Origin of the sequence: Mesorhizobium sp. M2E.F.Ca.ET.219.01.1.1, from assembly GCF_004016445.2 — a bacterium.
Taxonomy (GTDB): domain Bacteria; phylum Pseudomonadota; class Alphaproteobacteria; order Rhizobiales; family Rhizobiaceae; genus Mesorhizobium.
Window position 1 is genome coordinate 556,180 of record NZ_SADT02000003.1, and the last position, 21,664, is coordinate 577,843.

A 21,664-nucleotide genomic window follows, 5' to 3' on the forward strand; every position below is an offset into this window, starting at 1 on the left:
GATTCGTTTCCGATCAACGGCCAGCCACGATCCTCACGGGGGCTTTGCTGGTCCAAATCGCGACATATCCTTGCATTTCAAAATTCGCAAGATTATAGCGATTGCGGAGGTGCGACATGTCGACTCCCACCATCAGCATCCGTTTGAAAGCGCTGCGCAGACAGCGCAACCTCTCGCAGGAGGAGGCCGCGCGTCTGTTCGGCTTCAAGGACCGCCAGACCATTTCCGCCATCGAGACGGGCGAGCGGCGACTTTCGGCCGAGGAACTCGTTCGCGCCGTCGAAATCTTTCGCGTTCCGCTGGACTTTTTCACCGATCCGTTTCTGCTCGTCGGCGAAGGTAAGTTCTCCTGGCGTCAGAACGGCGTCATCGGTCGTGCCCTACTGGGTTACGAAGAAGACGCGGGCCGCGTGATCGCGGCATTCCGTACGCTCGCGCCACAAGTGGGCAGGGAAGCTCCGCTGCTGAGGTGCTCGCTCGGTCTTTCAAAAGAATCCAGCTACGAGGATGCATCGGCTGCGGGCGACCGGTTCGCCGGCGAATATAAGCTAGGAAACGTGCCTGCCGCTCGCCTCGCCGAGGTCATGGAGCGGGATCTCGGAATGCTGGTCCTGATGGTTGATCCGATCGAAGGCGTGTCGGGCGCCGCCTGCCGCCTGCCGGAACTGGATGTCGTGTTGATCAATCGCCGCGAGGTTGCGGGTCGCCGCCATTTCGACCTCGCTCACGAGCTTTTCCACATCCTCACCTGGGACGCGATGCCGCCGGATCATGTCGAAGATGTCGTGCCCAAGAAACGTAGCCGGGTCGAGCAACTCGCCGACAATTTCGCCTCGGCTCTCCTCATGCCTTCAACTGTGCTTGGCAAGGTTGGCGATTGGTCCGAATTGGCAGGCGACGAACTCATCGTACGGCTGAACGCGGTCGCAGATGAATTGAGGGTCACGGCTTCCGCATTGCGCTGGCGGCTGGTCGGCCTTGACTGGATCGACAAGGATATTGGCAGGGGTATCGCCGAAGATCGCCTTCGCAACAACGGCCGTAGCAAGCCCGCCGAAGAGCCGCTGCTTCCGCTGTTCTCCCCGACGTTCGTCGAGGTGATCGGCAAGGCTGTCAATGAGGGTCGTGTGGCGATGAGGCGCGTATTGCACCTGCTCGGCATCTCGATCGACGATCTTGCGGACCTCTTTGCAGTTCACAGCGTGGAAGCGCCATACGAGTTGTAGGCGGGTGAATGCCGCGGCACCGAAGTTCGTTGCTGGTCGATACCAACGTCATCATCGAGTGCTGGCGTGTGTCGGCATGGAAGGCGCTGACGAGCGGGTACCCGGTGGAGACGGTCGAGATGTGTGAGATCGAAACCCAGACAGGGCTCCAGAGGCGGCGGCCCGAACAGCAGATCGAAGCTAATGTTCTGAGAGAGACACTTAAAGCCGTACATCCGGTCAGCGACATTGAACGCGCGAGCGCGCTATTGCGTGACGACCATATGCGCTTTCTGGACGCCGGAGAGCAGATGCTCTGGACACACCATCACGCGCAGCGACGCTTGGCTCCTTTGCGGTCCGGATAAGGCGAGTCTTCGCGTTGGGCTGCGCCTCGGCTTGCGCGACAGACTGGTCTCGTTGGAGCGGCTCCTCGCCGATATCGGCCATCGTCCGAAGGTCCTGTTAAAGATGCCTATACCCAAAAATGGCTCGACCAGACGCTGCGCAGCTTTACCTTGAGAGACCGACACCATGACGAATTCGCTCGAGGTACGAAACAAGCTGATCGACATCCTCCGCCGCGACCTAGTCGGCCCGAATCCTGACCTTGATCAGAATCTCGCACGCGAAGTTTGACCGAGAAGCAATCGCTGGGACGCCGGGGGCTTTATCGTTCCCGCCTACGACGGTGTTGCGCCTGTGATACCTGACGGCGAGGAAACCATCGAAGAAACCGCCGACGACCTTCTCGCCAGTGAGATGCTGGACTCCGCTGTCGAGGGGGAGGTCGAGGAGAAGGATTCGACTGACCAACCACCGCGGGACAGGTTTCTTCCGTCGTCGATAGGGTTGACGGTGGTTCTTCCGCAAACGGTGAGTCAAGTCACGCTGCGCGCAACATGGGGGAACTATAAGACGGAGCCCCCATTGCCCGATGCGCTCCTCATTCCCGAACTGTCGGGAAAGGGCAAGCCAAAGCCAGAAAAGCCCGAGAACCTCCGTTGGGTTCGGGTTCCCGGCGAAGCCGCGATCGTCCTCGACGTCACTCGGAACCAGTCCGGAATCCTGCTGCCGGAAAGCGCTGACTCAGAGGCCGGGCGGCGGCATCGAAGTCGCCGTTGACACCGTGTGCTCCGTCAAAAGACTCCGGAGGGGGCTGAAGAGCGTCTGCGCGTCATCACCGTCTTCTTGGTAAACCGTCGACGGAGCACAAAGGCTCCGTACAAGGACGTGGCCTACGCGTTCCAGACCCGGATCGAGCTCGAATGTGCGGATGGATTTTATCCGCGCAGCGACCTGTCCACCTACCAGTCCGATGATTTCGACCTTAGGCTGGGCGATCTCCATTATCGCGATGTCCGCGAATATGCCGTTGGTCGCAACACATCTGCAGGCTGGCAAGAACGGCTTGACGCGACGAACGATCCGCTCCCCGTGACGCGTGTTTGGACCGATTTCCTTCCGCAGCAGGAGGTGGAACGTGTCGTCCCGGCAAGGAGCGATGGCGTCGAGTTCGGCATGGAGGCTCTCGCTCGGGCTGCCGTTTCCGGAGCCGAAGCGGTCAGTGCAGCCTTGGATTCACTGCCTGAACTTTACGCCGAGTGGCGGCGGAGTCAGGAAGGACTGATGACAGGGCTTGCGCCGAGACGGCTAAAGACGGGCCAGGCGCTTCTGGAAAATGTTGACACCGCCGGCAGCAGGATTCGCGATGGGATAGATCTCCTTAAGCGTGATACGATGGCGCGTGAAGCATTCGGCCTGATGAATACGGCGATGGCGATGGCCAACCGCCGGCGCGAGGCAGAAGAAGCTGCCGGGCGATGTAGACCCGCCAACATGGCGGCCGTTCCAGCTAGCCTTCGTCCTCCTCAATCTCGTTGGCGTGACCGACCGAAACAGTGGTGAGCGCGAGATCGTCGACCTGCTTTTTTTCCGACCGGCGGCGGCAAGACGGAAGCATATCTTGGACTTGCCGCCTATGCGATTGTGCCGAGGCGGCTCCGCGGATCTGGCGTGCTGGGTGCGGGCATCAGCGTCATCATGCGCTACACGTTACGCCTGCTCACGCCGCTGGTCTCGTCTGCGCGCTCGAACTCCTGCGGACCCATGATGACAATGGCCGGAAGACGCTTGGCGAATGGCCGATCGAGATTGGACTCTGGGTGGGCGGCGCAGCCTCACCGAACAATCCAGCCGCGAAATTCTTCCGGCAAGGACGCCGCGACGACCTGGCTGAAGCGGTACCAGAGCAGACCTAAGACGAAACCCCGGTGCCACTGAAGGCATGTCCCTGGTGTGGTGAGCCCTTCAAGCCAGAGAGCTTCCACTTCACGCCCAACAGGACAGCTCCGCAGAATCTAGTGCTCAAATGCGAGAACGCCGAATGCGACTTCACGCGGGATCGACACCTGCCGGTGCTCGTGGTGGACGAGCCAATTTACCGCCGTCTTCCCGCATTTCTCATCGCCACGGTGGACAAATTTGCCTCCCTTCCATGGATTGGCAAGAGCGGCGCATTCTTTGGACACGTAGATCGGCATGATCCGGACAAGGGGTTCTTCGGCGCGTCTGAGCCAGGCGAAGGTCGCCCCTTCGGAAACGGGCATCGGCTCGATCCGCCGGATCTTGTCATCCAGGACGAACTGCACCTGATCTCTGGCCCGCTTGGAACGGCGGCCGCACTCTACGAAACAGCGATCGACCTGCTGTCGTCGCGGCCGGGTCTTCATGGACTCATTCGTCCAAAAATCGTCGCCTCGACCGCGACCGTCCGAAGGGCGGAGAAACAGATCGCAGCCTTGTTCGATCGTTCGGAGACGGCCGTATTTCCGCCACCCGGCATCCACCGTACCGACAGCTTCTTCGCCAGCACTGTGCCATCGGCACGAGAGCCAGCCCGCCTCTACGTCGGTGTGGCGAGTCAGGGTCGCGGGCTTAAACTCCTCTTTCTTCGGAGCATGCAGACCCTGCTGGCAGGCGCGCAGGCATTGACTTCCAGCCCGACGCAAGAAGGGGAAGATGCCGCCGATCCGTATCTGACAGTGCTCACGTATTTCAATGCGCTTCGCGAGCTTGGGGGCGCTCGTCTGCTCGAATTCTGCACGGTGTCACCGACTGGCGCCGGAGTTGACCCGGGATTAGGAGGAGCACTCGTTGTCGGATTCTCGACGATGTCGGACATGTGACACAACGCTTCCAGAGCGATCGCATTGTTCCGAAACGATTTTCCCAGTTGGCACGTCGGTTGCGGTCCTATGCGCAAAAGCACTGCGATGCCGCACCGACTGGAAGAACTCATCAATGATCACGCTTTTCGAACATGTGGGCGCCGCTACCAACACTGAGCGTTCCCGATCAAACGGAAGCCATTCCACTTTCATTCCTCAGGTCGTTCGGACATGAACGCATTTGATGTCCGTCCAACGCTGGATGCTCCCGACGACGATCCCTATCTCTGGCTTGAAAATGTAGAGGGCGAGCGGGCACTTGCCTGGGCCGCCGGCCAGTCGGCAAAGACCCTAAAGCACTTCGGTGGAACGCAGTTCGAGCGCGACCGCGCGGCTCTGACAGCCATTTTCGACAATCGCGACAACCTTCCCCTGATCGCGCGCCATGGTCAGTACCTCCACAATTACTGGCGAGATGCCGGAAATCCACGCGGACTGTGGCGCCGGACCACCCTTGCCGCCTACATGAAGGCGGATCCCCAATGGGAGCTACTGCTCGATCTGGATGCTCTCGCGGCTAGCGACGGAGAGGATTGGATCTGGGACGGCGCGTCCATCGAGCCGGAGAGACGGGAAAGAGCCGTTCTGCGCCTGTCGCGCGGCGGCAGCGACGCGGTCGTGCATCGCGAATTCGACCTGATCTCTCTGAGCTTTGTCGCCGACGGTTTCAATCTCCCCGAGGCCAAAGGCTACGTTAGTTGGCTGGACCCTGACACGCTTCTGCTTTCCAGTGCGCTTGGTAATGGCATGGCCACCCGCTCCGGCTATGCGCGCACCGTGCGACTGTGGAAGCGTGACGCGGATCCCCTCACCACACCGGTAATCTTCGAGGCCGGGTTCGAGAGCCTCAAGGTGTCTGGTCATTCGGACCGCACCGGCCGCAGCGAGCGCCTTTGGTTCATCGAGAAGCCGGCCTTCTTCGAGGAAATCAGCTGGATCGGCGACAGGAGCGGGCCGAGGAGGCAGATCGATCTTCCTCGTGACGCGTCGTGGCGGGTCTTCGGCGACTGGCTGGCGGTAAGGCCGCGCAAGCCGTGGACGGTGGGAGGCACCACCCATCCCGCCGACGCGCTGATCGTCATCTCGCTTTGCTCTTTCCTCGCCGGCGGACGCCGATTTGAGACCCTGTTTCAACCAGGGGAAAGGCGCTCCCTGCAGTCATTCTTCTGGAATGACGGGAAGCTCATTATCTCTTACCTCATCAATCTCGTACCGCGTTTCGAGATGTTCACTCCCGGCCACCAGGAATGGACGCGCCGAGTCCTGGACACTCTGCCCGCCGAAGGGACTGTCCACGTCTGGTCATTCGATGCGGCAGTTCACGAGGCCAATGGAGAGGTCCTGGTCTGTGCTCAGGATCCGATCACGCCGCCGCAGCTCTTGCTATTCGATCTCAATGCCGCGCCGTCTCTCAGCGCTTCAGCAATCCTGAAGCGCAGCCCGGAGAATTTCGATGCATCCGGACTGGTGGTCACGCGCCACGAGGCAGTCTCTATCGATCATGAGCTGATCCCCTATACGCAGGTTGGTCCGGCGAACGGGAACGGAGATGCTCCGATTCACCTTTCCGCTTATGGCGGGTTCGGCGTATCACTCCTGCCCTACTACAACTCCCCGCTGGGCAAGCTGTGGCTCGAGCGCGGCGGCACGTGTGTCGAGGCGAACATCCGCGGCGGCGGCGAGTTCGGCACCCGCTGGCACGAAGCCGGGCGCAGGGAGGGCAAGCGTCTCGCCCATGACGATTTCGCCGCCGTTGCCGCCGACCTCGTGCGAAGGGGCATCACCCTGCCGAGGCGGATTGCCGCCGAGGGTGGCTCAAATGGCGGCCTGCTGATCGCAAACATGCTGACCCGCTATCCTGAGCATTTCGGGGCTCTGTTCTGCACAGCACCGCTTATCGACATGCGTCGCTACACCAAGCTCTTGGCGGGCGCGAGCTGGATCGACGAATATGGCGATCCGGACAAGGTTCACGATTGGGCTTTCCTGAAGGAAATCTCCGCCTATCACGCCGCAGCGCCGGGACAGCCCTATCCGCCTATCCTGATCGCCACCACGAAACGCGACGACCGCGTCCATCCGGGCCATGCGCGCAAGATGGCCGCAAAACTGCAGGCTCTTGGCTATCCCGCTTACTTCTACGAGGCCAGCGCAGGCGGGCACGGCTGCGGCGAGGACAATCGGGAGCAAGCCGCATTCATCAGTCTAGGCACCAATTTTCTCCGCAGCGCAATCGGCTTCAACGATCACCTTCCGGAGACGGCGGAACGCGTTGCAACGCAAGTGGGGCATTTGAGGTCCATCAACAATTCATTCGAGCAGGAGACGAAATAGTGCAGTGCATCCTTTCTGAACATCAAGGAGTGAATCTCATGGCGAGAACGCGAATGGGCGTAGCGCGGGCAACAGCAGCGGCGGTGGCCCTGATCATGGTGGGACAGCAGGCCGTCGCCGCGGAGCCTGCGCAAGCAGAGACCGTCCTGGCGGAGACGGGAGCCTCGGTCACCGAAGCGCCAATCCCTTGGCAGATCCGCCTGCGGGCGTTGGGCGTCGTTACGAAAGATCTGGGCTACGTTGATACGCTTCCCGGCTCCGGTCTTTCGTATTCGGACACGGTGACGCCGGAACTCGATATCTCGTATTTCTTCACCGACAACATCGCCGCCGAACTCATACTCGGTACCACCTATGCCAACATCGCGGGCCAAGGGACGATCGGAGGGTTGGGCAACATCGGCAAAGTTTGGCTGCTGCCGCCGACGCTCACGTTGCAGTACCATTTTACCGATCTCGGCGCGTTCAAACCTTATGTCGGCGCAGGCGTGAACTACACGATCTTCTACAACCAGGACACTGGCAGCGCTGATGCTCTCAAGGTGAAGAACACGTTCGGCACGGCGCTGCAGGTCGGATTCGACTACATGGTGGACCAGCACTGGGGCCTCAACTTCGACGTGAAGAAGCTTTTCCTGAAGCCGGACTTCGACGTCACGGTGGCCGGCGCGAAGCTGACGGGGAAGGCGGAGCTCGATCCCTGGCTGATAGGCGCAGGTGTCACCTACCGCTTTTGAATATCAGAGTGAAGTCTGCTTCCCGACTGCCGGTTTAAATGAAGGGCGCCTCGCGCGCCCTTTTTTACGGTCGACACTGCAGGGCGAGACCTCATGAAGCCGATTGTCGAGAGGGCGGGGCTCTCTTCCGGCGGACCAAGAAGGTGCACTGGCCAGCAGGCCTCGCGCCTGAGATGGAGGGCTTAGAAGCGCTTTGGATCGGGACGGGCTTTGGTATTGTGGGTGGAATGCTTCAGCCAGACTATTTGCCAGCATCGTCTCCCGGACGTTATGTCTGAGCTTCGTGTCAGCGCAAGGCGAACACGCGACTCCTAGATGCCGACACGATGGCTGGTTCAGCCATGCTGCGACAGTTGCCTGTTTTTTCGGTTCCTTTGCTGTTCGCGCGCTAACCGCAACGCTCCATACTAGTCTCGCGTGCCTGTCCCCGTGGGGCGGGCGACAGAAAGCGATTAGGCCCGCTGAAAGAGGCAGACCGCATCCGAAGGACCGTAACCAAGAGAAGGACCTGAAGCGAGAGCGAAGGTTGCGGCAGGCCGCGGCGGGCCTAAAAGGGAATGCCGACCACCCCACGTCCCAGGAAAAGCTGACAAAAACGCAGCGGCCGACTGTCCAATAGGGTGCGCCCGCGCGAGGGCGAGCTAAATGGCAGGGGCTGCCGGGGGACCTAAGAAAAGCGTGGGCTCACAAGCACCCGGCGCGCGCCATCAGGCCGCCAGCTACTTGGAGGGCGGGGGCATCAGGCCTGTTTGTCGGGCCGAACCAGATCCATGTGGCTGACGCCGAGGGCCAATGCCAGTTCATAGATCGTGATAATTGTCGGATTTCTTCGGCCTTTCTCCAAGCCGCTGATGTACTGCTGACTGAACCCGGAAATCTCCGCAAGCTGCTCCTGCGTCAGGCGCTTCCTTTGCCTGATCCTCTGCACATTCCGTCCGACCAACTTGCGCATATCCATGCACGCAAGCCAGCGGATCAGGCGGCTTGAGTTTATCAACTATAATATGTAATCCACATTTAGCAGGCACAGGGCTTCGCGGGTCCATCGGCCGGAGATAGAATTAGCGATGTTGCAGCCCAGATCGAACACGCCGTTCGCCGACGAGGTCCCCTGGTCGGACCGCATCACGCCCTACGACAAGGACCACTTTACAACCTATATGAGGCTCCTGGACGCCTCAGCCGACAACGCCACTGAAGAGGAAATGGCCCATGTGATCCTCGGCATTGATCCGGCACGCGAACCGGAGCGCGCACGGAACGTTCTTCGCAGTCATCTCGACCGTGCAAACTGGGTGGTGACGAGCGGCTACAAGGATTTGTTCGCCAATTGACGAAATGGGCGGTGCGGTCGCTTCGCTTCAAGCAACGAAGTAGCGCAACCACCATGCATCGACGCATCACCACAGCGCGAATGCCGCTCCAAGATGATCGCGAGGACTTCCAGTCGGCGCGGATGGCCCTGCGCTTCGCTGGTCTCATCGTTTTGTCCTCCGCTCGCCAATGGCTGCTTCCCAGGAAGCGGTGCGGCGGCGAGTCATGACAGGAAGGGGCGCGCCGTCTGAGCCGCACCGCATCCGGAGGACCGGATGGACGACCTACTGAAAGCTCACAGCTGGCTAAGGGTTGCGGGACGCCGCGGCGGGCCTAGAAGGATACGGCGCCACCTGCTGGGAAAGGCACAAACAGAGAGAATTGCGAGAGTCTAACGACGCGCTAGGAGGCGCAGCGGAATGGTCGAGACGCCAGAGCCAAGAAAAGCGGGGATCAATCCACCGGCACACGGCACGCGCGGTGAGGGCGCGGGCGCCCACTACGTGCGCAGGCTCAACAGAATCTCACACGGATCAGCATCGAGGGCCGCAGTTACGTCGAGAAACTCAATGATATCGAGACGCCGCTCGCCACCCTCATATTTCGCCACGAAAGATTGCGGACGACCAAGCTTCTCAGCCACCTGCGCCTGCGTCAGCCCTTTGACATTGCGCAGTGAGATCAACTGGGCCAGAAACCGCTGGTGGCGGGGAGATCGAAGAGATTTGGGCATTTAGGTGAACCGGTCAGGTAGAGACCGGCTCAGCGACTAATCCCCGTTTCGGATTATCCCATTTTGGGATATTCTGCCTTGCATCCAGCGATCAACATGCGAGGTTCGCGGCAGACATGAATCGATCACCGGGAACAGATAGGACTCAAAGCTCAACACTGCTCGACGAAGTCCCTTGGTCTGACCGTCTTACCTCCTACGACAGGGCGCACTTTACCATCTATATGAGGCTCCTGGACGCCTCAGCCGATGAGGCGCCCGAAGAGGAAATGGCCCAACTGATCCTCGGCATTGATCCGGCACTTGAACCGGAGCGCGCCAGGAAGGCGCTTCGTAGTCATCTCGACCGTGCGAACTGGATGGTGACGAGCGGCTACAAGGAATTGTTCGCCAGCTGACAAATTCGCAGTGCTCGGTCATAGAAGCAGGCAGTTCCTGTGGCAGCCACGGTCAGGCTGATCGGGACCTGCACTACAGCCCCGGCAAAATGGCCCCAGTGGCGAGCACAATTAAGTTCCCAGGAAATCGGGTTTGGCAACCGAGCGTCTGACGTGATAGAAGGTTCCGCTCTGTCTGGATGGGTATTAGCCCGGAGCAGCACTCCATATCGTGCCGGCGCTCGACGAAGGGTCCACCTCTTCGCTTTCAAGCCGCATAACCGACAGCCATCGCCCTAAGTTAAGGGTTTAGAGATTACCGGCAGGCAGGTATGCAAGCGGGCCATCCTCGGAAACTATATAACCGCACGACTAGCTCGTCAGCGACGAAACACCCGCTCGAGCACCCATAGACTATGAGCACCGGCGCGGACTGGAAGAATACGGCTGCATCGCCCGAGCCGGCGGAACAGAAGATCTTGGCATCCAGTCAACGCTCGATACAAGGCGTGCGATCGAATGGCCCGAGCACAAGGGGATCAGAAAGCTTCTCAGAGAATTGAGGACCCTTCGGACCCCAAAAGGGCTATAGCCTGATTTTGGGTTCGCACGCCTAGCTTCTTCTTGGCATTGTCCAAATGAAAAGCGATCGTGCGTGGCTTGATACCCAAGATGCGGCCGGTCACCCAGGCTGAATTACCCCGCGCTGCCCACCTCAGGCACTCATATTCGCGGGATGTCAGCGAAATCCCATCCACTGTTCGATCGCTCGGCAATTTGCGGCGAACGCAACGATGAAAGCAGGCCGCCATCAGTTGAAGAGCTTGTTCGTACCGCTCAGCGACCCGAAGAAATACTGGACGAGGCTCATCGGCGGCAAAAGTAACCGCAGCGATGCGGCCGCGGAGATCGACAATTGGGATCGTCAAACCGCAGCAGATGCTGAATTGAGCCGCCTCATCGAATAGCTGCTGTTGAGCCGGCGACATTTTATCGCCTCCGAAATTCGATCCCCAGTGAAACGGGCAGCCGCCATTTCGAGCACGCAAGACCACAGGATCGAGTTTCTCATACTGATTTTCCAGATACTGTCTGGTCCAGCGGGGTGGATAGTTTGAAATTAGCCTCGGTTTGCCGGAAGGCCGTGCTGGCAAGGAGAGGTAGGCAAAGAAGATTAGGTCAAGTCGTCCGGCCGCCTCAGCCATGGCATCCCGGAAATCTGCCTCATCGACACTCTGTGACAGTCTTTCTAGGAATGTCTCGAAAACAAGTGGCATGTCCCTCGTCATCGTCGCGCTCGATTCTTCCTCTTTCTGCACGCCTTCCGGCTGCGTCGTGTATGTCCCGACAAACGTGATTGAATCCGCGGGCGTCGCTGGGCTGACCGGGCTCCAGAATGCTGCCACACTTTCGATCTTCGTCGGTCATCCCAATCATGCTGGGCTCACCCGATGGGCGTCTGGCAGACGCCTCATGATCTCAACAGCTCAATCAGAGAATCTCCATGCATTAAATCATGACCGCCCCTGCACCGACCAAACCAGGAGAAATCATCCTGCGCTGACCAAAAGCCATCATTGACCCCAGCTTTTGCAGGAATTTGGGTCGGCATTAGCATAACAATTCGGATAGCCGCTCATCCCCCACCCGGGGCGCCGTGATCCGCAAAGAAGTGTTGCGATGCTTTCTTTTCTTTGATAGGCAAATCGTCTCAACAATATTAAAATGCCTTTCCTTGTGAACGGGGTGGCGTGTGAGTATCGTCCTTTTATATACCTGACGTGATAAAATTCACCGCAATGATTATTCTGCTCTTTGTGATGTGAAGGAAGATAATCATCGGCATTGCCGCACTTTGGAACCGGCGACCGTGGCCCGCTGCAATGATGTAAAGGGCACGTCTAAGCTCAATCTGCATCGGAACGTGCAGATGACCTTTACCAGACCCTCGATTCCGCACGGGCCATAATGATACTGATTACGTGGGTCAAAAAGGGCGCCCTGCCGGCGGGGAGGTACACCCGCAGGGCGCGCCGCACAGAGGTCCTGGTCGTTGGGCAACAGGACAGCGGCGGCAGATCTGATTCGGTTACAAATCGTGACTGAAATAGCCCGGAGCATGCTCAAGATCAGATATCTGGAATTCAACAGTTTTGGGTCTGCTCGGCGCAGTAGCGCGCAGGGACATGCCTGCCTCCGGACTCGCTCCTTCGCGATCGCAAAATCATACGGCACCCTCGGCCTTCAGCGCGCGATAGGTGGTATCGACCGACTTTACCGTCGCGTCGACAATGATGTCGATCTCTTTTCGGGTAATGATCAGGGGGGGGGCATAACCGAGGATGTCGCCATGCGGCATGGCCCGTCCGATGACACCATTCTCAAACAGAGCAGCTGCAGTGCGCACCCCGACCTGAAGGTCGGGTTCGAATGGTATCCTTTGTTTTGGGTCCCGCATCATCTCTACGGCCGACAGGATACCCACTCCGCGAACTTCACCAACGATGGGATGTCCCGCCAGCTCGGCCTTCATCCGGTCTTGCCAATACGGTCCAACATCGCGGACATGCTCCAGAATATTTTTTTCTTTAAGCAGTCGAATATTGGCGAGCGCGGCTGCGGCACAAAGCGTGTGCCCCGAATATGTCCAGCCGTGGCCGAGTGCGCCGTGCTTCTCAGTTCCTTGTTCCAAAACCGACCAGACACGGTCGCCAATGATTGACCCGGAGATGGGGAGGTAGGCGGAACTCAAACCCTTTGCGATGGTCACGAAATCCGGACGCATGTTATACAGGTGGGAACCGAACTTCTCGCCGGTTCGCGCGAAGCCACAGACCACTTCATCCGCGATTAGAAGGATATCGTATTTGTCGAGCACCGCTTGAATGGACGTCCAGTACCCTTTGGGGGGCGGCACAATACCTCCTGTCCCAAGTACCGGCTCTCCGATAAAAGCTGCAACCGTTTCCGGTCCTTCGGCCAGGATCAAGGCTTCAAGCTCATCGGCACAGCGCCGGGAGAACGCTTCCTCGCTCTCCTCGACACGCGCCTGGCGGTAATAGTGCGGCGTGGTTGTATGGCGCACCAAATCCAGAGGCAGGTCGAAGAAATTGTGAAAGAAGGGAAGGCCAGTTAGGCTACCCGTGACCAATCCAGACCCGTGATAGCCGCGATTTCGCGAGATGATCTTTTTCTTTTCGGGCCGGCCAAGAATGTTATTATAGTACCAGACCAGCTTGATGTTGGTTTCGTTGGCATCGGAACCGGAGAGGCCGAAATAGACCCTTCGCATGTTCTGACCGAAATACTCGACCACGGCCTCTGCCAACAGGGCGACCGGCTCCGTACCTTGGCTGGCATAGACGTGCGCGAACGGCAATTCGTGTGCTTGCCTGGCAATGGCCTCGGCGATCTCCGTGCATCCATATCCCATGTTGACGCAGTAGAGTCCTCCGAAACCGTCGAGGCTCCTTCGGCCTTCGGTGTCCCAGATATAGACGCCTTCCGCACCGGCCATAATCCTATTTGGCGTTTCGCCTCGGCTGTGCTTGGCCAAATGCGTAGAAGGATGGAAGACGAAGCTTCTATCCTTCTCCCGGAGTTGCTCGGTTCCCAGATTGCTCAAGCGCATGTCCCTCTCCTCGCGATAAATTGGCGGAGGGCACTCGGCCAGCCACCTGTTTAGCAAATAGCATACCGGAAACGTCCCTCGAGTTTCTCGGGAATGCAGGTTATTGGCCGTGGAATTCGCGGGATCGGCCCGAATTGCCGTGAAAACTAAGGCGTCACCTTCGCCTTAGCCGAGGGTCGGGGGCGCGTCCTGCAAACACGAACAGCTTACGACGCGCATGCGCCCACCATAGTGCCCGATTAGCGGGCGATATTGGGTAGTGTGCTGAGGGTTCTGCAAATTCGCTGAGAGAGGGCGGTCATGGCAGGCTGGTGATGTTCAACGTCACCGATTCCCTGGAAGGAACGCCACCATGACCAAGACAGAAAGTAAGACCGCCAGCGCTGCCGTCAAAGACATTCTGCTTTCGAATCCGGATGGATTGCACGAGGTGATCCGCGCGGTGATGCAGGAGGTGCTCGAGGCCGAGATGGACGAGGCGCTGGGTGCTTCGAAGAGCGAGCGCACGCCGGAGCGTCTCGGCTATCGCTCGGGTTACTATGGCCGCACGCTTGTCACCCGGGTCGGCAAGCTTGAGCTGCGGGTTCCGCAGGACCGGGCGGGCCGCTTCTCGACCGAACTTTTCGAGCGTTACCAGCGTTCCGAGCGGGCCTTGGTGGCGACGCTTGCGGAGATGTATGTGCAGGGCGTGTCGACCCGGAAGGTCAAGGCGATCACCGAAGAGCTGTGCGGCCATGAGTTCTCGGCCTCGTCGATCTCGGCCATCAACAAGCGGCTGGACGAGAGCCAGAAGGTTCGGCCCGGCAAAGACGCGCGGCGAGAGCTCCTTGCCATCGACATCTTGATTCGCAGCCGACCAGCGCCGCCAAGTTCTATCGGTCAGCGTGTTGCCTTTCTTGCGATCGCAGATTCGTGGTTGCAGCGCAGGGCGAGCCGAGCTGCGGCTCGCAGGAGGGGGCAGCCGACAGAATTGCGCGGCCTGAAAAGCTGCCTCCATCAATGCTCGCCGCTCGTGCAGTCTCGAAACGCTGGATCAAGCCTCAACGTCGAACAGCCGCTCCTTTTCCTCGCGAAACCAGCGCCCTCGCGCGACGTGATCGTGCCTGACGATCCGACGCTTCGAGCGGGGCTCCTCAAATAGGTTGCACATGACCTGCAGCTTTCTGCCAAACTCAGCAAATCGGACGTCTTCTTATCATCGCTCGGCAAGCTCGGAACAGGCTGGCGGTCGTTGCTAAGGCTAGTCGCCGCCAGCGGATGGCGAGGATGTTTTGGCGGCTAAGTGCTTTTAGGTGGGCGATTATAAGCCGAGATCGCGATAGGTGCTTTCGCCATAGCTCCTGGCGCCATCGCCACGCTGAGCGTTTGAAAGCCGATGAAATTCGCTCGGCCAATTGGCTAGCGCGTGCTTGATGGCCTTCATCTTGAACGGCACGTGCACAACACATTTGTCCCTGATGATAGGCGGACAGCTCACATCTTGTTGCCGCGAGCCGTTAAGGTTTGCTGCGATTATCGGCAGACCTAGATCAAGAGCCAATTCCATTTCCCAGCGCACGAAGCGAAAAAGGTTTTTCGTCTTCTCACCGATCAGGACAAGTACCTGGCTCGATCCATTCATTCTGTTGCGAAGATTGCGTTTAACATAATCTTCGTCCTGTGCTCGGCCCGTCATATTGTCCAGATCGTGAGCGTTCGCGAATTCAAAACTCACATTCTCGCTGGCGTTCCACCCTTTCATAAAGCGGTATGCCCAAGCGTCTTCATCGCCGTCAAATATTACATAGGTCGGATCGCTGTATGCCATTGTTGTCTCTTAGTTGTTTTGACGAGCAACCCACTGGGTGTGCTCCCGTGAGAAAGCCAGTTCGGCTTCGTTCACCGCGGCGGAGAATGCCTCATCCGAGTTGGCGTCCGTAATAAGGTCGGCAGTCAAGCCGATCTCGTGAGCTGTCAACGTGTAAGCCGATGCCAATTCGTTAAATTTCTTGATCTGGGTCCACCCGATAAGGGAGGCGGCGATGACAATTAGCGGCTCGGTCGGCCAGCCTGGCATCGCGGGGTCAGCGATGCGTACTACGATGAACGAGAATCCCAGAGCGTATGCAAAAATACCAAGGCCCATCCAGACTTTCGCGGACCTCTTGTTCGAGCGCGCCTTCTTCTCGTACCACTTCCGTTGGTCGCAGATTCGTCTCTGCAGATATAGGTCTTTTCGTTCTTTTCGCGGGGAGTCCCTTATCGACATCATCTCGTCCGTTGTTTGGGGCGATGCTGAATCGGTGCCGCTCAACGCGCTACCAAGGTGACGATTGCTATCAAGGATATCTTCCATGAGCTTTCGAAAATCAGCTCTGGCGTCAGCCGCGCGCGCGTCATCGAACGGCTGTGCTCGCATCGCGAAGCGCCAAGTCAATGTCTTCACCGACTCTGCCAGAGCTCGAGCCTGATACCAGACCTGCTCGGGCTTTGTGACCGACCGGAAAATGAGGACTCCCATTGAGCAAAGAAATACCGCAGCATAGACACCGAAATAGGCTTTTGATGACGACAAGTCCAAAGAGAGCACCGACGCTAAAAAAAGAAGAACGTACTCTGCCCGGATCAGGCGCAGAAACGTCGCCTGCTGCTCGTTGGATGCCACGTCGGCGCTATTATAGAGTCCAGGATATTTCATTTTTGAAGCACACCAGTCTATTTTGTGGCGGTAAATTCTTTAAGCCAGGATTTGGCAAACGTGAGGTTAGCAGTCGAGCTTACAGAGCCTATTCTTGAGCGAGGCGCGGTCCCTCTGTTCATAAACAGGAATGCAGGTCCTGTCCCATCAATGTAAGGGTATAGGCCCAAAAATTCTTGCCCGGAGAATGTTTCCGAAGAATTTTTTGCCACGGGCAGAACCGCTACCGCGGTCCGAAACCCATCGAAAAAGCCAAGCTCCCAAGGCATCCATCTGGATCCTGGAGAATTGTTTGAATGCACATAGATAAGCGTCTTTGACTGCCTCATACGGGTTCGCAGCAACTCGGCGGTGGCCGAGGAGACCTTTGTGCGGTCCAGTTGTGAATCTTCGACCCAATCTACGTAAGCAGTGAACCCAAGCTCCTCGAAAATTCGCTTCACACCGAGAATGATCTCTGCGTCCTTGAAAGAATGTGACAGAAAAACGTCGAATGACGATCTGGCTGTAGCTGCGGCCGTCTCTTCCTTTAGAACGATCGATGCGGCTCTATGTCCTCGACTGGCATTCGCAACTCTTTTCAGCTCTGCCTCGGTCAGTAGCACTATTCAAATCCCCCCATGATCTGTTCGCAATCTATGAACTTGACGCCCATTCGATTAAGCGACCCTTGTCTTGTGAAAACTGGCACCATGCTCTCCAGCCGGGTAGCGCAACCTCCACCTTCTCAAAGACCACGTCGGCTGGCAGGAGTGACCGGCCTTGTCACCCACCTACGCGCCCCCGGCACAGCCATGCTCCTCACTTAGAAGGCTGCGGAGACCAGCAATGTCAAACAGGACAGACGATCTCCTAATCTCGATCAGCAACGAACTTAGGACGTAAAAACGCGATGGAGCGATCTCCGAATGTCCGCAGGCGTCGAGGGCCCGGTTGGTCGTCAAGGCCGAGCGGGCCAGCTTGCACTCCCGCTATCCGTCGGCTTGCCAAACCCTCGCTGTAGATTTCGCCCCCTACACGGATGCGCTGACCGCGACTAAGCTCAATCGCCACTGATCGCCAATCCAGGGCGAAAGTTCCCCCCTTGAAGTAGCGGTAGAGGCATTTTTCGGCACTTCGCATCTTAGATATGGACGCCTCCTCAACCAGGCACGATCCGGTTTGGCTTCTCGCCGTAACCGTGCTGGGCAAGTGCGTCCGATGGCTGCTTCGATCCGTCTCCTGGAATGATCGGTTCCAGATTGCTCAAGCGCATCGTCCTTCCTCGCCATCAACTGGCGGATAGCGCTCGGCCACCTTTTTCCAGCAATTAGTATACCGCAAATGTCCCTTGAGTTTCGTCGGAATGGGCGCCTTTTGCCGACGAATCTACGGGATCCGCGCCAAACGCCGTTGAAACTTAAACTTTCGGTTTCACCGTTGCCTCAGTGCGGACAAAGGTATCGGTGAATTGGACTTCACTGGTTTCGTGACGACAAGGCTATAGTATTGATCAATGCCCAAGCCTGCCTGCAGCAGTCCCTCCATGAAATCCTGATAGGCGGCCATAGAAGGAGATGCGACCCGCATCAGATAATCGACGCGCCCCCCAATTGCCCAGCAGTCCAGGATTTCCGGGATCTCTTGGATTGCAGTTTCGAAGTGTCGTTGGTCCTCAAGACGATGGCGATCCAGCACGACTTCTACCATCACAAAGATCATGCCGCCAATGAGGGCAGGACTCAGTCGCGCATAGAATCCCTCAATAATCCCTGCGGCCTTGAGTGCTCGGAGCCGCTCCGAACAGGCCGACGCCGAAAGATGAACTCGTTTTGCAAGCTCACTTTTTGAAATCCGACCGTCTGCCTGAATCTCGGAGAGAATCCGGACGTCCCAACTGTCGAGTTGCACGGGGTCGGGTTTCGACTTCATAACCTGTTGCTCTCAAGCAGCGATGACAGCGCCTTGTGCGCCGATCAATTCTATCCATCTTGAATGACCGAATGTAGTAGTGGAACGCATCCGTTCTCGGTCCGAAATGTGCCAGAATGGGGTACGACAATCAGCTGAGGGAGAGCGATCCGCTGAGAAAAGCTGCAGAAGTACTTTGGCTATCGCCCCGACGCCTAACGGGGCAATGATGCCGCTGGAGAGAATAGTCGGCGGCGGCGAAGACCTCCTAATAAATAGATACCCCATTTTCTTGAATCTCCGCTGCCGTACTTGATAGACGTGCGACAGCATTCGAGCCTCGATCGCGTGGACGGCATACTCAATGCAGTATTCAGTGGCACATTCAGCTATTGGGGTGAATTGAAGGCCTTGCTCGTCCGGCTCGCGGAGGCGCAAGGCACCGCAAATGCCGCTCGTCTCACGGCAATTTGACGCTGGAGTCTGGCCGAAATCGCCCAACGGAAAGACTCAAACGCCAATGTTGCGTGCGATGCTGTCGGCCGCCATACGCTTACGCCACTCAAGAGGCCCGGAATTGTGAATGGAGTTTCCCTCAACATCGACGGCCATGATAACAGGCATGTCCTGCACATCGAATTCATAGATGGCTTCCATGCCCAGGTCTTCAAAGGCAACGATCCGCGCCGCCTTAATCGATTTTGAGATCAGGTACGCAGCGCCACCCACTGCAGCAAGGTATGGCGTTTTGTGTCTTACAATCGAGGCGATGGCCGCCGGTCCCCTCTCCGCTTTGCCCACCATCGCGAAAAGGCCGGTTTCGGCGAGCACCTTGTCCGTAAAATCGTCCAAGCGGCTGGAGGTTGTTGGACCGGCGGGTCCAACGATCTCATTTCTCGCTGCCCGGACGGGACCGACGTAGTAGATCACGCGTCCCCGCAGATCGACTGGAAGCGGCTTGCCGGCATCGATCAGTTCGACCATTCGCTTGTGGGCAGCGTCACGGCCCGTCAGCATCTTTCCAGACAGCAGGAGCGTTTCACCGCAGCGCCACGATGCCGTCTCTTCCTTCGTCAGCGTATCTAAATTGACCCGCCGGACGCCGGCTGGGTTCAATTCGTCGGCTCCGATGTCGGGCCATTCGCGCAAATCGGGCGGCTGGAGGCTGATGGGTCCAGAGCCGTCCAAAGTAAACTTCAGGTGCCGGTTGGCGGCGCATTGCGGGATGAGCGCCACAGGCTTGGACGCTGCATGAGTAGGATAGGTCGCAACCTTGACGTCAACGACTGTCGTCAGACCACCAAGGCCTTGGGCGCCGATACCAAGCGCGTTGATCCGCTCATAAAGCTCAATCCGCAGCCCCTCCTCTGCGCTTGACGCCCCCCTTGCGATCAGTTCCGCCATATCGATGGGCTCGTTCATGGCCTCCTTGGCCAGCAGCATCGCCTTTTCAGCGCTACCACCGATGCCGACAGAGATCAGTCCAGGTGGACACCACCCGCTGCCAAGGGTCGAAACGGTATTGACCACCCAGTCGGAAACGGAGGCGCTGGGATTGAGGGTGGTAAAACGTGCCTTGTTCTCCGACCCGCCGCCTTTTGCGGCGATGGTGACCTCAATCTGGTTACCTTGCACCAGGTCGACATGGACAACTGCCGGCGTGTTGTCGCGGGTGTTGACCCGTCTGGCGAGGGGATCCGCAACGATCGATGCCCGAAGGGGATTGTCCGGATCGAGATAGGCTTGACGTACGCCCTCATTCACAAGATCAGCGAAACTGGCCGTTGACTTAATGCGGGCATCCATGCCGACCTTTGCGAAGACAACCACAACTCCGGTGTCCTGACAAATCGGGCGCCGCCCAAAGGCCGCCATGCGGGAGTTCAGCAGAATCTGACCTATGGCATTCTTCGCCGACGGGCTCTGTTCTCGCGTGTATGCGTGAGAAAGAGACCGGATATAATCTGGAGGATGATAGTACGAGATGTACTGAAGAGCGTCGGCGACGCTTCTTGTGATGTCCTTGCCAGCGATGGTCCGTGTTCTATTTCCCACCGGATTTTATCCAAATGACCCGAGGCCATTCACCATTTTCAGAATCTGGAAGCTTCGCACCCCCTGCTCGCCGCCTTCATATCCATAGCCGCTTTGCTTGACTCCTCCATAAGGGGCATCAGCGGAAACCCCTTTCAGGTAATTCACACTAACAGCGCCCGCAGAAAGACCGCCCACAAGCCTCTGTTGCGTATCGGCCGCGCCAGTAAACAAGTAGGCGGCCAGACCGTACTCCGTGGCGTTGGCTTCATCGATCGCCTCTTCGATCGTATCGAAAGGAGCCACGCTGAGAATTGGTCCGAACGGCTCTTCATGAAGCACTCTCGCTTCCTTCGGTACGCCAGTCAGGATGGTTGGCGGCCAGTAAAACCCCGGTCGGTCAAGGGGGGTGCCACCGGTCTCGATTTGGGCGCCGCCCTCTACCGCATCTTTGGTCAGGCGTTGCATGGCCTCGATTCGCCGCGCGTTTGCCATGGGACCCATCTGCGTTGCAGGGTCATCCGGTGGACCGATCCTGATTTTTCGGACCGCCTCCGTCATCCGGAACAGGAATTCCTCATAGCGGGATCGGGCGACAAGAATCCTGCTGGGCGCATTACAACTCTGGCCCGCGCACTCGAATTTGTATTCCGAAATAGCCGGTATCGCCGTTGCCAGGTCGGCATCTTCGCACACAATAACCGGGGAATGTCCACCGAGCTCAAGGATGCAGCGCTGCAGATTATTCGCGGCCAGTGTGGCCAGCTGTTTCCCAACAGCGGTCGACCCCGTGAACGTCAAGACTTTGACAATTGGCGAACTGAGCAGATGCCGTGATATATGCACAGGAACACCGAACACCAGGTTGACCACGCCTTCCGGTATCCCTGCTTGACGCAAAGATTCCACGATATGGACAGCCACGCTTGGCGTCTCTTCGGCCCCTTTGAGGATCACCGGGCAGCCTGCCGCCAGCGCGGGGGCGAGCTTGCGGGCGATGAGAACGGCTGGATAGTTCCACGGCGTAAAGGCAGCGACGACACCGAGGGCCTCCGGCACGATCATCCTGTTCGGACCCAACGGAATCGGGGTCGACAACTCATCGGCATGCCGGCCATTCCATTCCAGCGTTTCGACTGCGCGCGCGTACTCTCCTGTTGCTTCGGCAATCGTCTTTCCCTGTTCGGACGACAGGTCCCTGGCTGCGGCGCCAGCTTTCTCTGCCAGAATGCTGGCGGCAGAGACGAGTATCTCGCCACGCTCTTTGGCGGGTCGTGAGGACCACGCCTTGCGGCTGCGTTCTGCCGAAGCAAGAGCTTCATCCAAGTCTGAAACCGTAGCCGAGGCCACTGAGGCAAATACCTTCTCCGTCGCCGGGTTGATCACCGGCAAAGTGGCTCGGCTACCACCGGCTCGCCATTTGCCATTAATGAAGAGCTCGTAACTCTTGGCGTCGGACATCGCGGGCTCCACTTGACTGAATTCTTGCATACGAGCGCAGT

At 58.2% G+C, this 21,664-nt stretch carries 18 protein-coding genes and 1 pseudogene; 10 read left to right on the forward strand and 9 right to left on the reverse strand.

What is annotated here, in order from left to right:
• Positions 1-116 precede the first annotated feature (116 nt).
• The 7 genes from EN862_RS19930 to EN862_RS19960 all read left to right on the forward strand — a co-directional run bounded on the left by EN862_RS19930 (position 117) and on the right by EN862_RS19960 (position 7,506).
• Positions 117-1,226, forward strand: coding sequence for an XRE family transcriptional regulator (locus EN862_RS19930; protein ID WP_126097368.1), 1,110 nt, complete (start codon positions 117-119; stop codon positions 1,224-1,226).
• A gap of 29 nt (positions 1,227-1,255) precedes the next feature.
• Positions 1,256-1,573 carry a hypothetical protein gene (locus EN862_RS19935; RefSeq protein ID WP_126097367.1) on the forward strand — a complete coding sequence of 106 codons (318 nt, stop codon included), beginning with the start codon at positions 1,256-1,258 and terminating at the stop codon, positions 1,571-1,573.
• 334 nt (positions 1,574-1,907) lie between these two features.
• Positions 1,908-2,330, forward strand: coding sequence for a hypothetical protein (locus EN862_RS19940; RefSeq protein ID WP_126097366.1), 423 nt, complete (start codon positions 1,908-1,910; stop codon positions 2,328-2,330).
• Positions 2,331-2,336: 6 nt separating this feature from the next.
• The gene (locus EN862_RS19945) at positions 2,337-3,113 is read left to right on the forward strand and encodes a hypothetical protein (RefSeq protein ID WP_126097365.1); all 777 of its coding nucleotides are present in this window, start codon (positions 2,337-2,339) and stop codon (positions 3,111-3,113) included.
• Between the two features lie 365 nt (positions 3,114-3,478).
• Positions 3,479-4,393: a hypothetical protein gene (locus EN862_RS19950; protein ID WP_126097364.1), complete on the forward strand. Its 915-nt coding sequence runs from the start codon at positions 3,479-3,481 to the stop codon at positions 4,391-4,393.
• Between the two features lie 213 nt (positions 4,394-4,606).
• Positions 4,607-6,769: a prolyl oligopeptidase family serine peptidase gene (locus EN862_RS19955; protein WP_126097363.1), complete on the forward strand. Its 2,163-nt coding sequence runs from the start codon at positions 4,607-4,609 to the stop codon at positions 6,767-6,769.
• A gap of 38 nt (positions 6,770-6,807) precedes the next feature.
• The gene (locus tag EN862_RS19960) at positions 6,808-7,506 is read left to right on the forward strand and encodes an OmpW family protein (protein WP_126097362.1); all 699 of its coding nucleotides are present in this window, start codon (positions 6,808-6,810) and stop codon (positions 7,504-7,506) included.
• Positions 7,507-8,245: 739 nt separating this feature from the next.
• Here the strand turns inward: EN862_RS19960 and EN862_RS19965 are convergent.
• Positions 8,246-8,464 carry a helix-turn-helix transcriptional regulator gene (locus EN862_RS19965; RefSeq protein ID WP_029354714.1) on the reverse strand — a complete coding sequence of 73 codons (219 nt, stop codon included), beginning with the start codon at positions 8,462-8,464 and terminating at the stop codon, positions 8,246-8,248.
• 109 nt (positions 8,465-8,573) lie between these two features.
• Between EN862_RS19965 and EN862_RS19970 the strand changes: the two genes are divergently transcribed.
• Positions 8,574-8,840, forward strand: coding sequence for a DUF2285 domain-containing protein (locus tag EN862_RS19970; RefSeq protein WP_126097361.1), 267 nt, complete (start codon positions 8,574-8,576; stop codon positions 8,838-8,840).
• Positions 8,841-9,319: 479 nt separating this feature from the next.
• Here EN862_RS19970 and EN862_RS19975 read toward each other — a convergent pair whose 3' ends face one another.
• Positions 9,320-9,553: a helix-turn-helix transcriptional regulator gene (locus EN862_RS19975; RefSeq protein WP_126097360.1), complete on the reverse strand. Its 234-nt coding sequence runs from the start codon at positions 9,551-9,553 to the stop codon at positions 9,320-9,322.
• A gap of 116 nt (positions 9,554-9,669) precedes the next feature.
• Between EN862_RS19975 and EN862_RS19980 the strand changes: the two genes are divergently transcribed.
• Positions 9,670-9,951: a DUF2285 domain-containing protein gene (locus EN862_RS19980; RefSeq protein ID WP_126097359.1), complete on the forward strand. Its 282-nt coding sequence runs from the start codon at positions 9,670-9,672 to the stop codon at positions 9,949-9,951.
• Between the two features lie 530 nt (positions 9,952-10,481).
• Here the strand turns inward: EN862_RS19980 and EN862_RS19985 are convergent.
• Both EN862_RS19985 and EN862_RS19990 read right to left on the reverse strand, forming a co-directional pair.
• A complete protein-coding gene (locus EN862_RS19985; protein ID WP_126102498.1) occupies positions 10,482-11,219 on the reverse strand; it encodes a LuxR family transcriptional regulator in 738 nt (245 codons plus the stop codon).
• 935 nt (positions 11,220-12,154) lie between these two features.
• Positions 12,155-13,561 carry an aminotransferase gene (locus EN862_RS19990; RefSeq protein WP_063169303.1) on the reverse strand — a complete coding sequence of 469 codons (1,407 nt, stop codon included), beginning with the start codon at positions 13,559-13,561 and terminating at the stop codon, positions 12,155-12,157.
• 352 nt (positions 13,562-13,913) lie between these two features.
• Here EN862_RS19990 and EN862_RS19995 point away from each other — a divergent pair.
• A pseudogene (locus EN862_RS19995) lies at positions 13,914-14,348 on the forward strand (transposase); the annotation flags it as partial.
• A gap of 513 nt (positions 14,349-14,861) precedes the next feature.
• On the opposite strand, the gene EN862_RS20000 reads toward EN862_RS19995, so the two are convergent.
• From EN862_RS20000 to EN862_RS20020, 5 genes are all read right to left on the reverse strand, one after another.
• Positions 14,862-15,368, reverse strand: a complete 507-nt coding sequence (locus tag EN862_RS20000; protein ID WP_126097358.1) for a TIR domain-containing protein — start codon at positions 15,366-15,368, stop codon at positions 14,862-14,864.
• 9 nt (positions 15,369-15,377) lie between these two features.
• Positions 15,378-16,238: a DUF4231 domain-containing protein gene (locus EN862_RS20005; RefSeq protein ID WP_095488148.1), complete on the reverse strand. Its 861-nt coding sequence runs from the start codon at positions 16,236-16,238 to the stop codon at positions 15,378-15,380.
• A 1,413-nt stretch (positions 16,239-17,651) separates the two neighbouring features.
• A complete protein-coding gene (locus EN862_RS20010; protein WP_095488146.1) occupies positions 17,652-18,149 on the reverse strand; it encodes an Lrp/AsnC family transcriptional regulator in 498 nt (165 codons plus the stop codon).
• A gap of 489 nt (positions 18,150-18,638) precedes the next feature.
• Complete coding sequence (locus EN862_RS20015) at positions 18,639-20,183, reverse strand: fumarate hydratase (protein WP_126097357.1); 1,545 nt, start codon at positions 20,181-20,183, stop codon at positions 18,639-18,641.
• A gap of 6 nt (positions 20,184-20,189) precedes the next feature.
• The gene (locus EN862_RS20020; RefSeq protein WP_126097356.1) at positions 20,190-21,623 is read right to left on the reverse strand and encodes an NAD-dependent succinate-semialdehyde dehydrogenase; all 1,434 of its coding nucleotides are present in this window, start codon (positions 21,621-21,623) and stop codon (positions 20,190-20,192) included.
• Positions 21,624-21,664 lie beyond the last annotated feature (41 nt).

What these genes read in the sequence shown, in the direction of transcription:
- EN862_RS19930 (WP_126097368.1), top strand. Translation starts at nt 117, where the DNA reads ATGTCGACTCCCACCATCAGCATCCGTTTGAAAGCGCTGCGCAGACAG.
- EN862_RS19955 (WP_126097363.1), top strand. Translation starts at nt 4,607, where the DNA reads ATGAACGCATTTGATGTCCGTCCAACGCTGGATGCTCCCGACGACGAT.
- EN862_RS19960 (WP_126097362.1), top strand. Translation starts at nt 6,808, where the DNA reads ATGGCGAGAACGCGAATGGGCGTAGCGCGGGCAACAGCAGCGGCGGTG.
- EN862_RS19965 (WP_029354714.1), bottom strand. Translation starts at nt 8,464, where the DNA reads ATGGATATGCGCAAGTTGGTCGGACGGAATGTGCAGAGGATCAGGCAA.
- EN862_RS19970 (WP_126097361.1), top strand. Translation starts at nt 8,574, where the DNA reads ATGTTGCAGCCCAGATCGAACACGCCGTTCGCCGACGAGGTCCCCTGG.
- EN862_RS19975 (WP_126097360.1), bottom strand. Translation starts at nt 9,553, where the DNA reads ATGCCCAAATCTCTTCGATCTCCCCGCCACCAGCGGTTTCTGGCCCAG.
- EN862_RS19980 (WP_126097359.1), top strand. Translation starts at nt 9,670, where the DNA reads ATGAATCGATCACCGGGAACAGATAGGACTCAAAGCTCAACACTGCTC.
- EN862_RS19985 (WP_126102498.1), bottom strand. Translation starts at nt 11,219, where the DNA reads ATGACGAGGGACATGCCACTTGTTTTCGAGACATTCCTAGAAAGACTG.
- EN862_RS19990 (WP_063169303.1), bottom strand. Translation starts at nt 13,561, where the DNA reads ATGCGCTTGAGCAATCTGGGAACCGAGCAACTCCGGGAGAAGGATAGA.
- EN862_RS20000 (WP_126097358.1), bottom strand. Translation starts at nt 15,368, where the DNA reads ATGGCATACAGCGATCCGACCTATGTAATATTTGACGGCGATGAAGAC.
- EN862_RS20005 (WP_095488148.1), bottom strand. Translation starts at nt 16,238, where the DNA reads ATGAAATATCCTGGACTCTATAATAGCGCCGACGTGGCATCCAACGAG.
- EN862_RS20010 (WP_095488146.1), bottom strand. Translation starts at nt 18,149, where the DNA reads ATGAAGTCGAAACCCGACCCCGTGCAACTCGACAGTTGGGACGTCCGG.
- EN862_RS20020 (WP_126097356.1), bottom strand. Translation starts at nt 21,623, where the DNA reads ATGTCCGACGCCAAGAGTTACGAGCTCTTCATTAATGGCAAATGGCGA.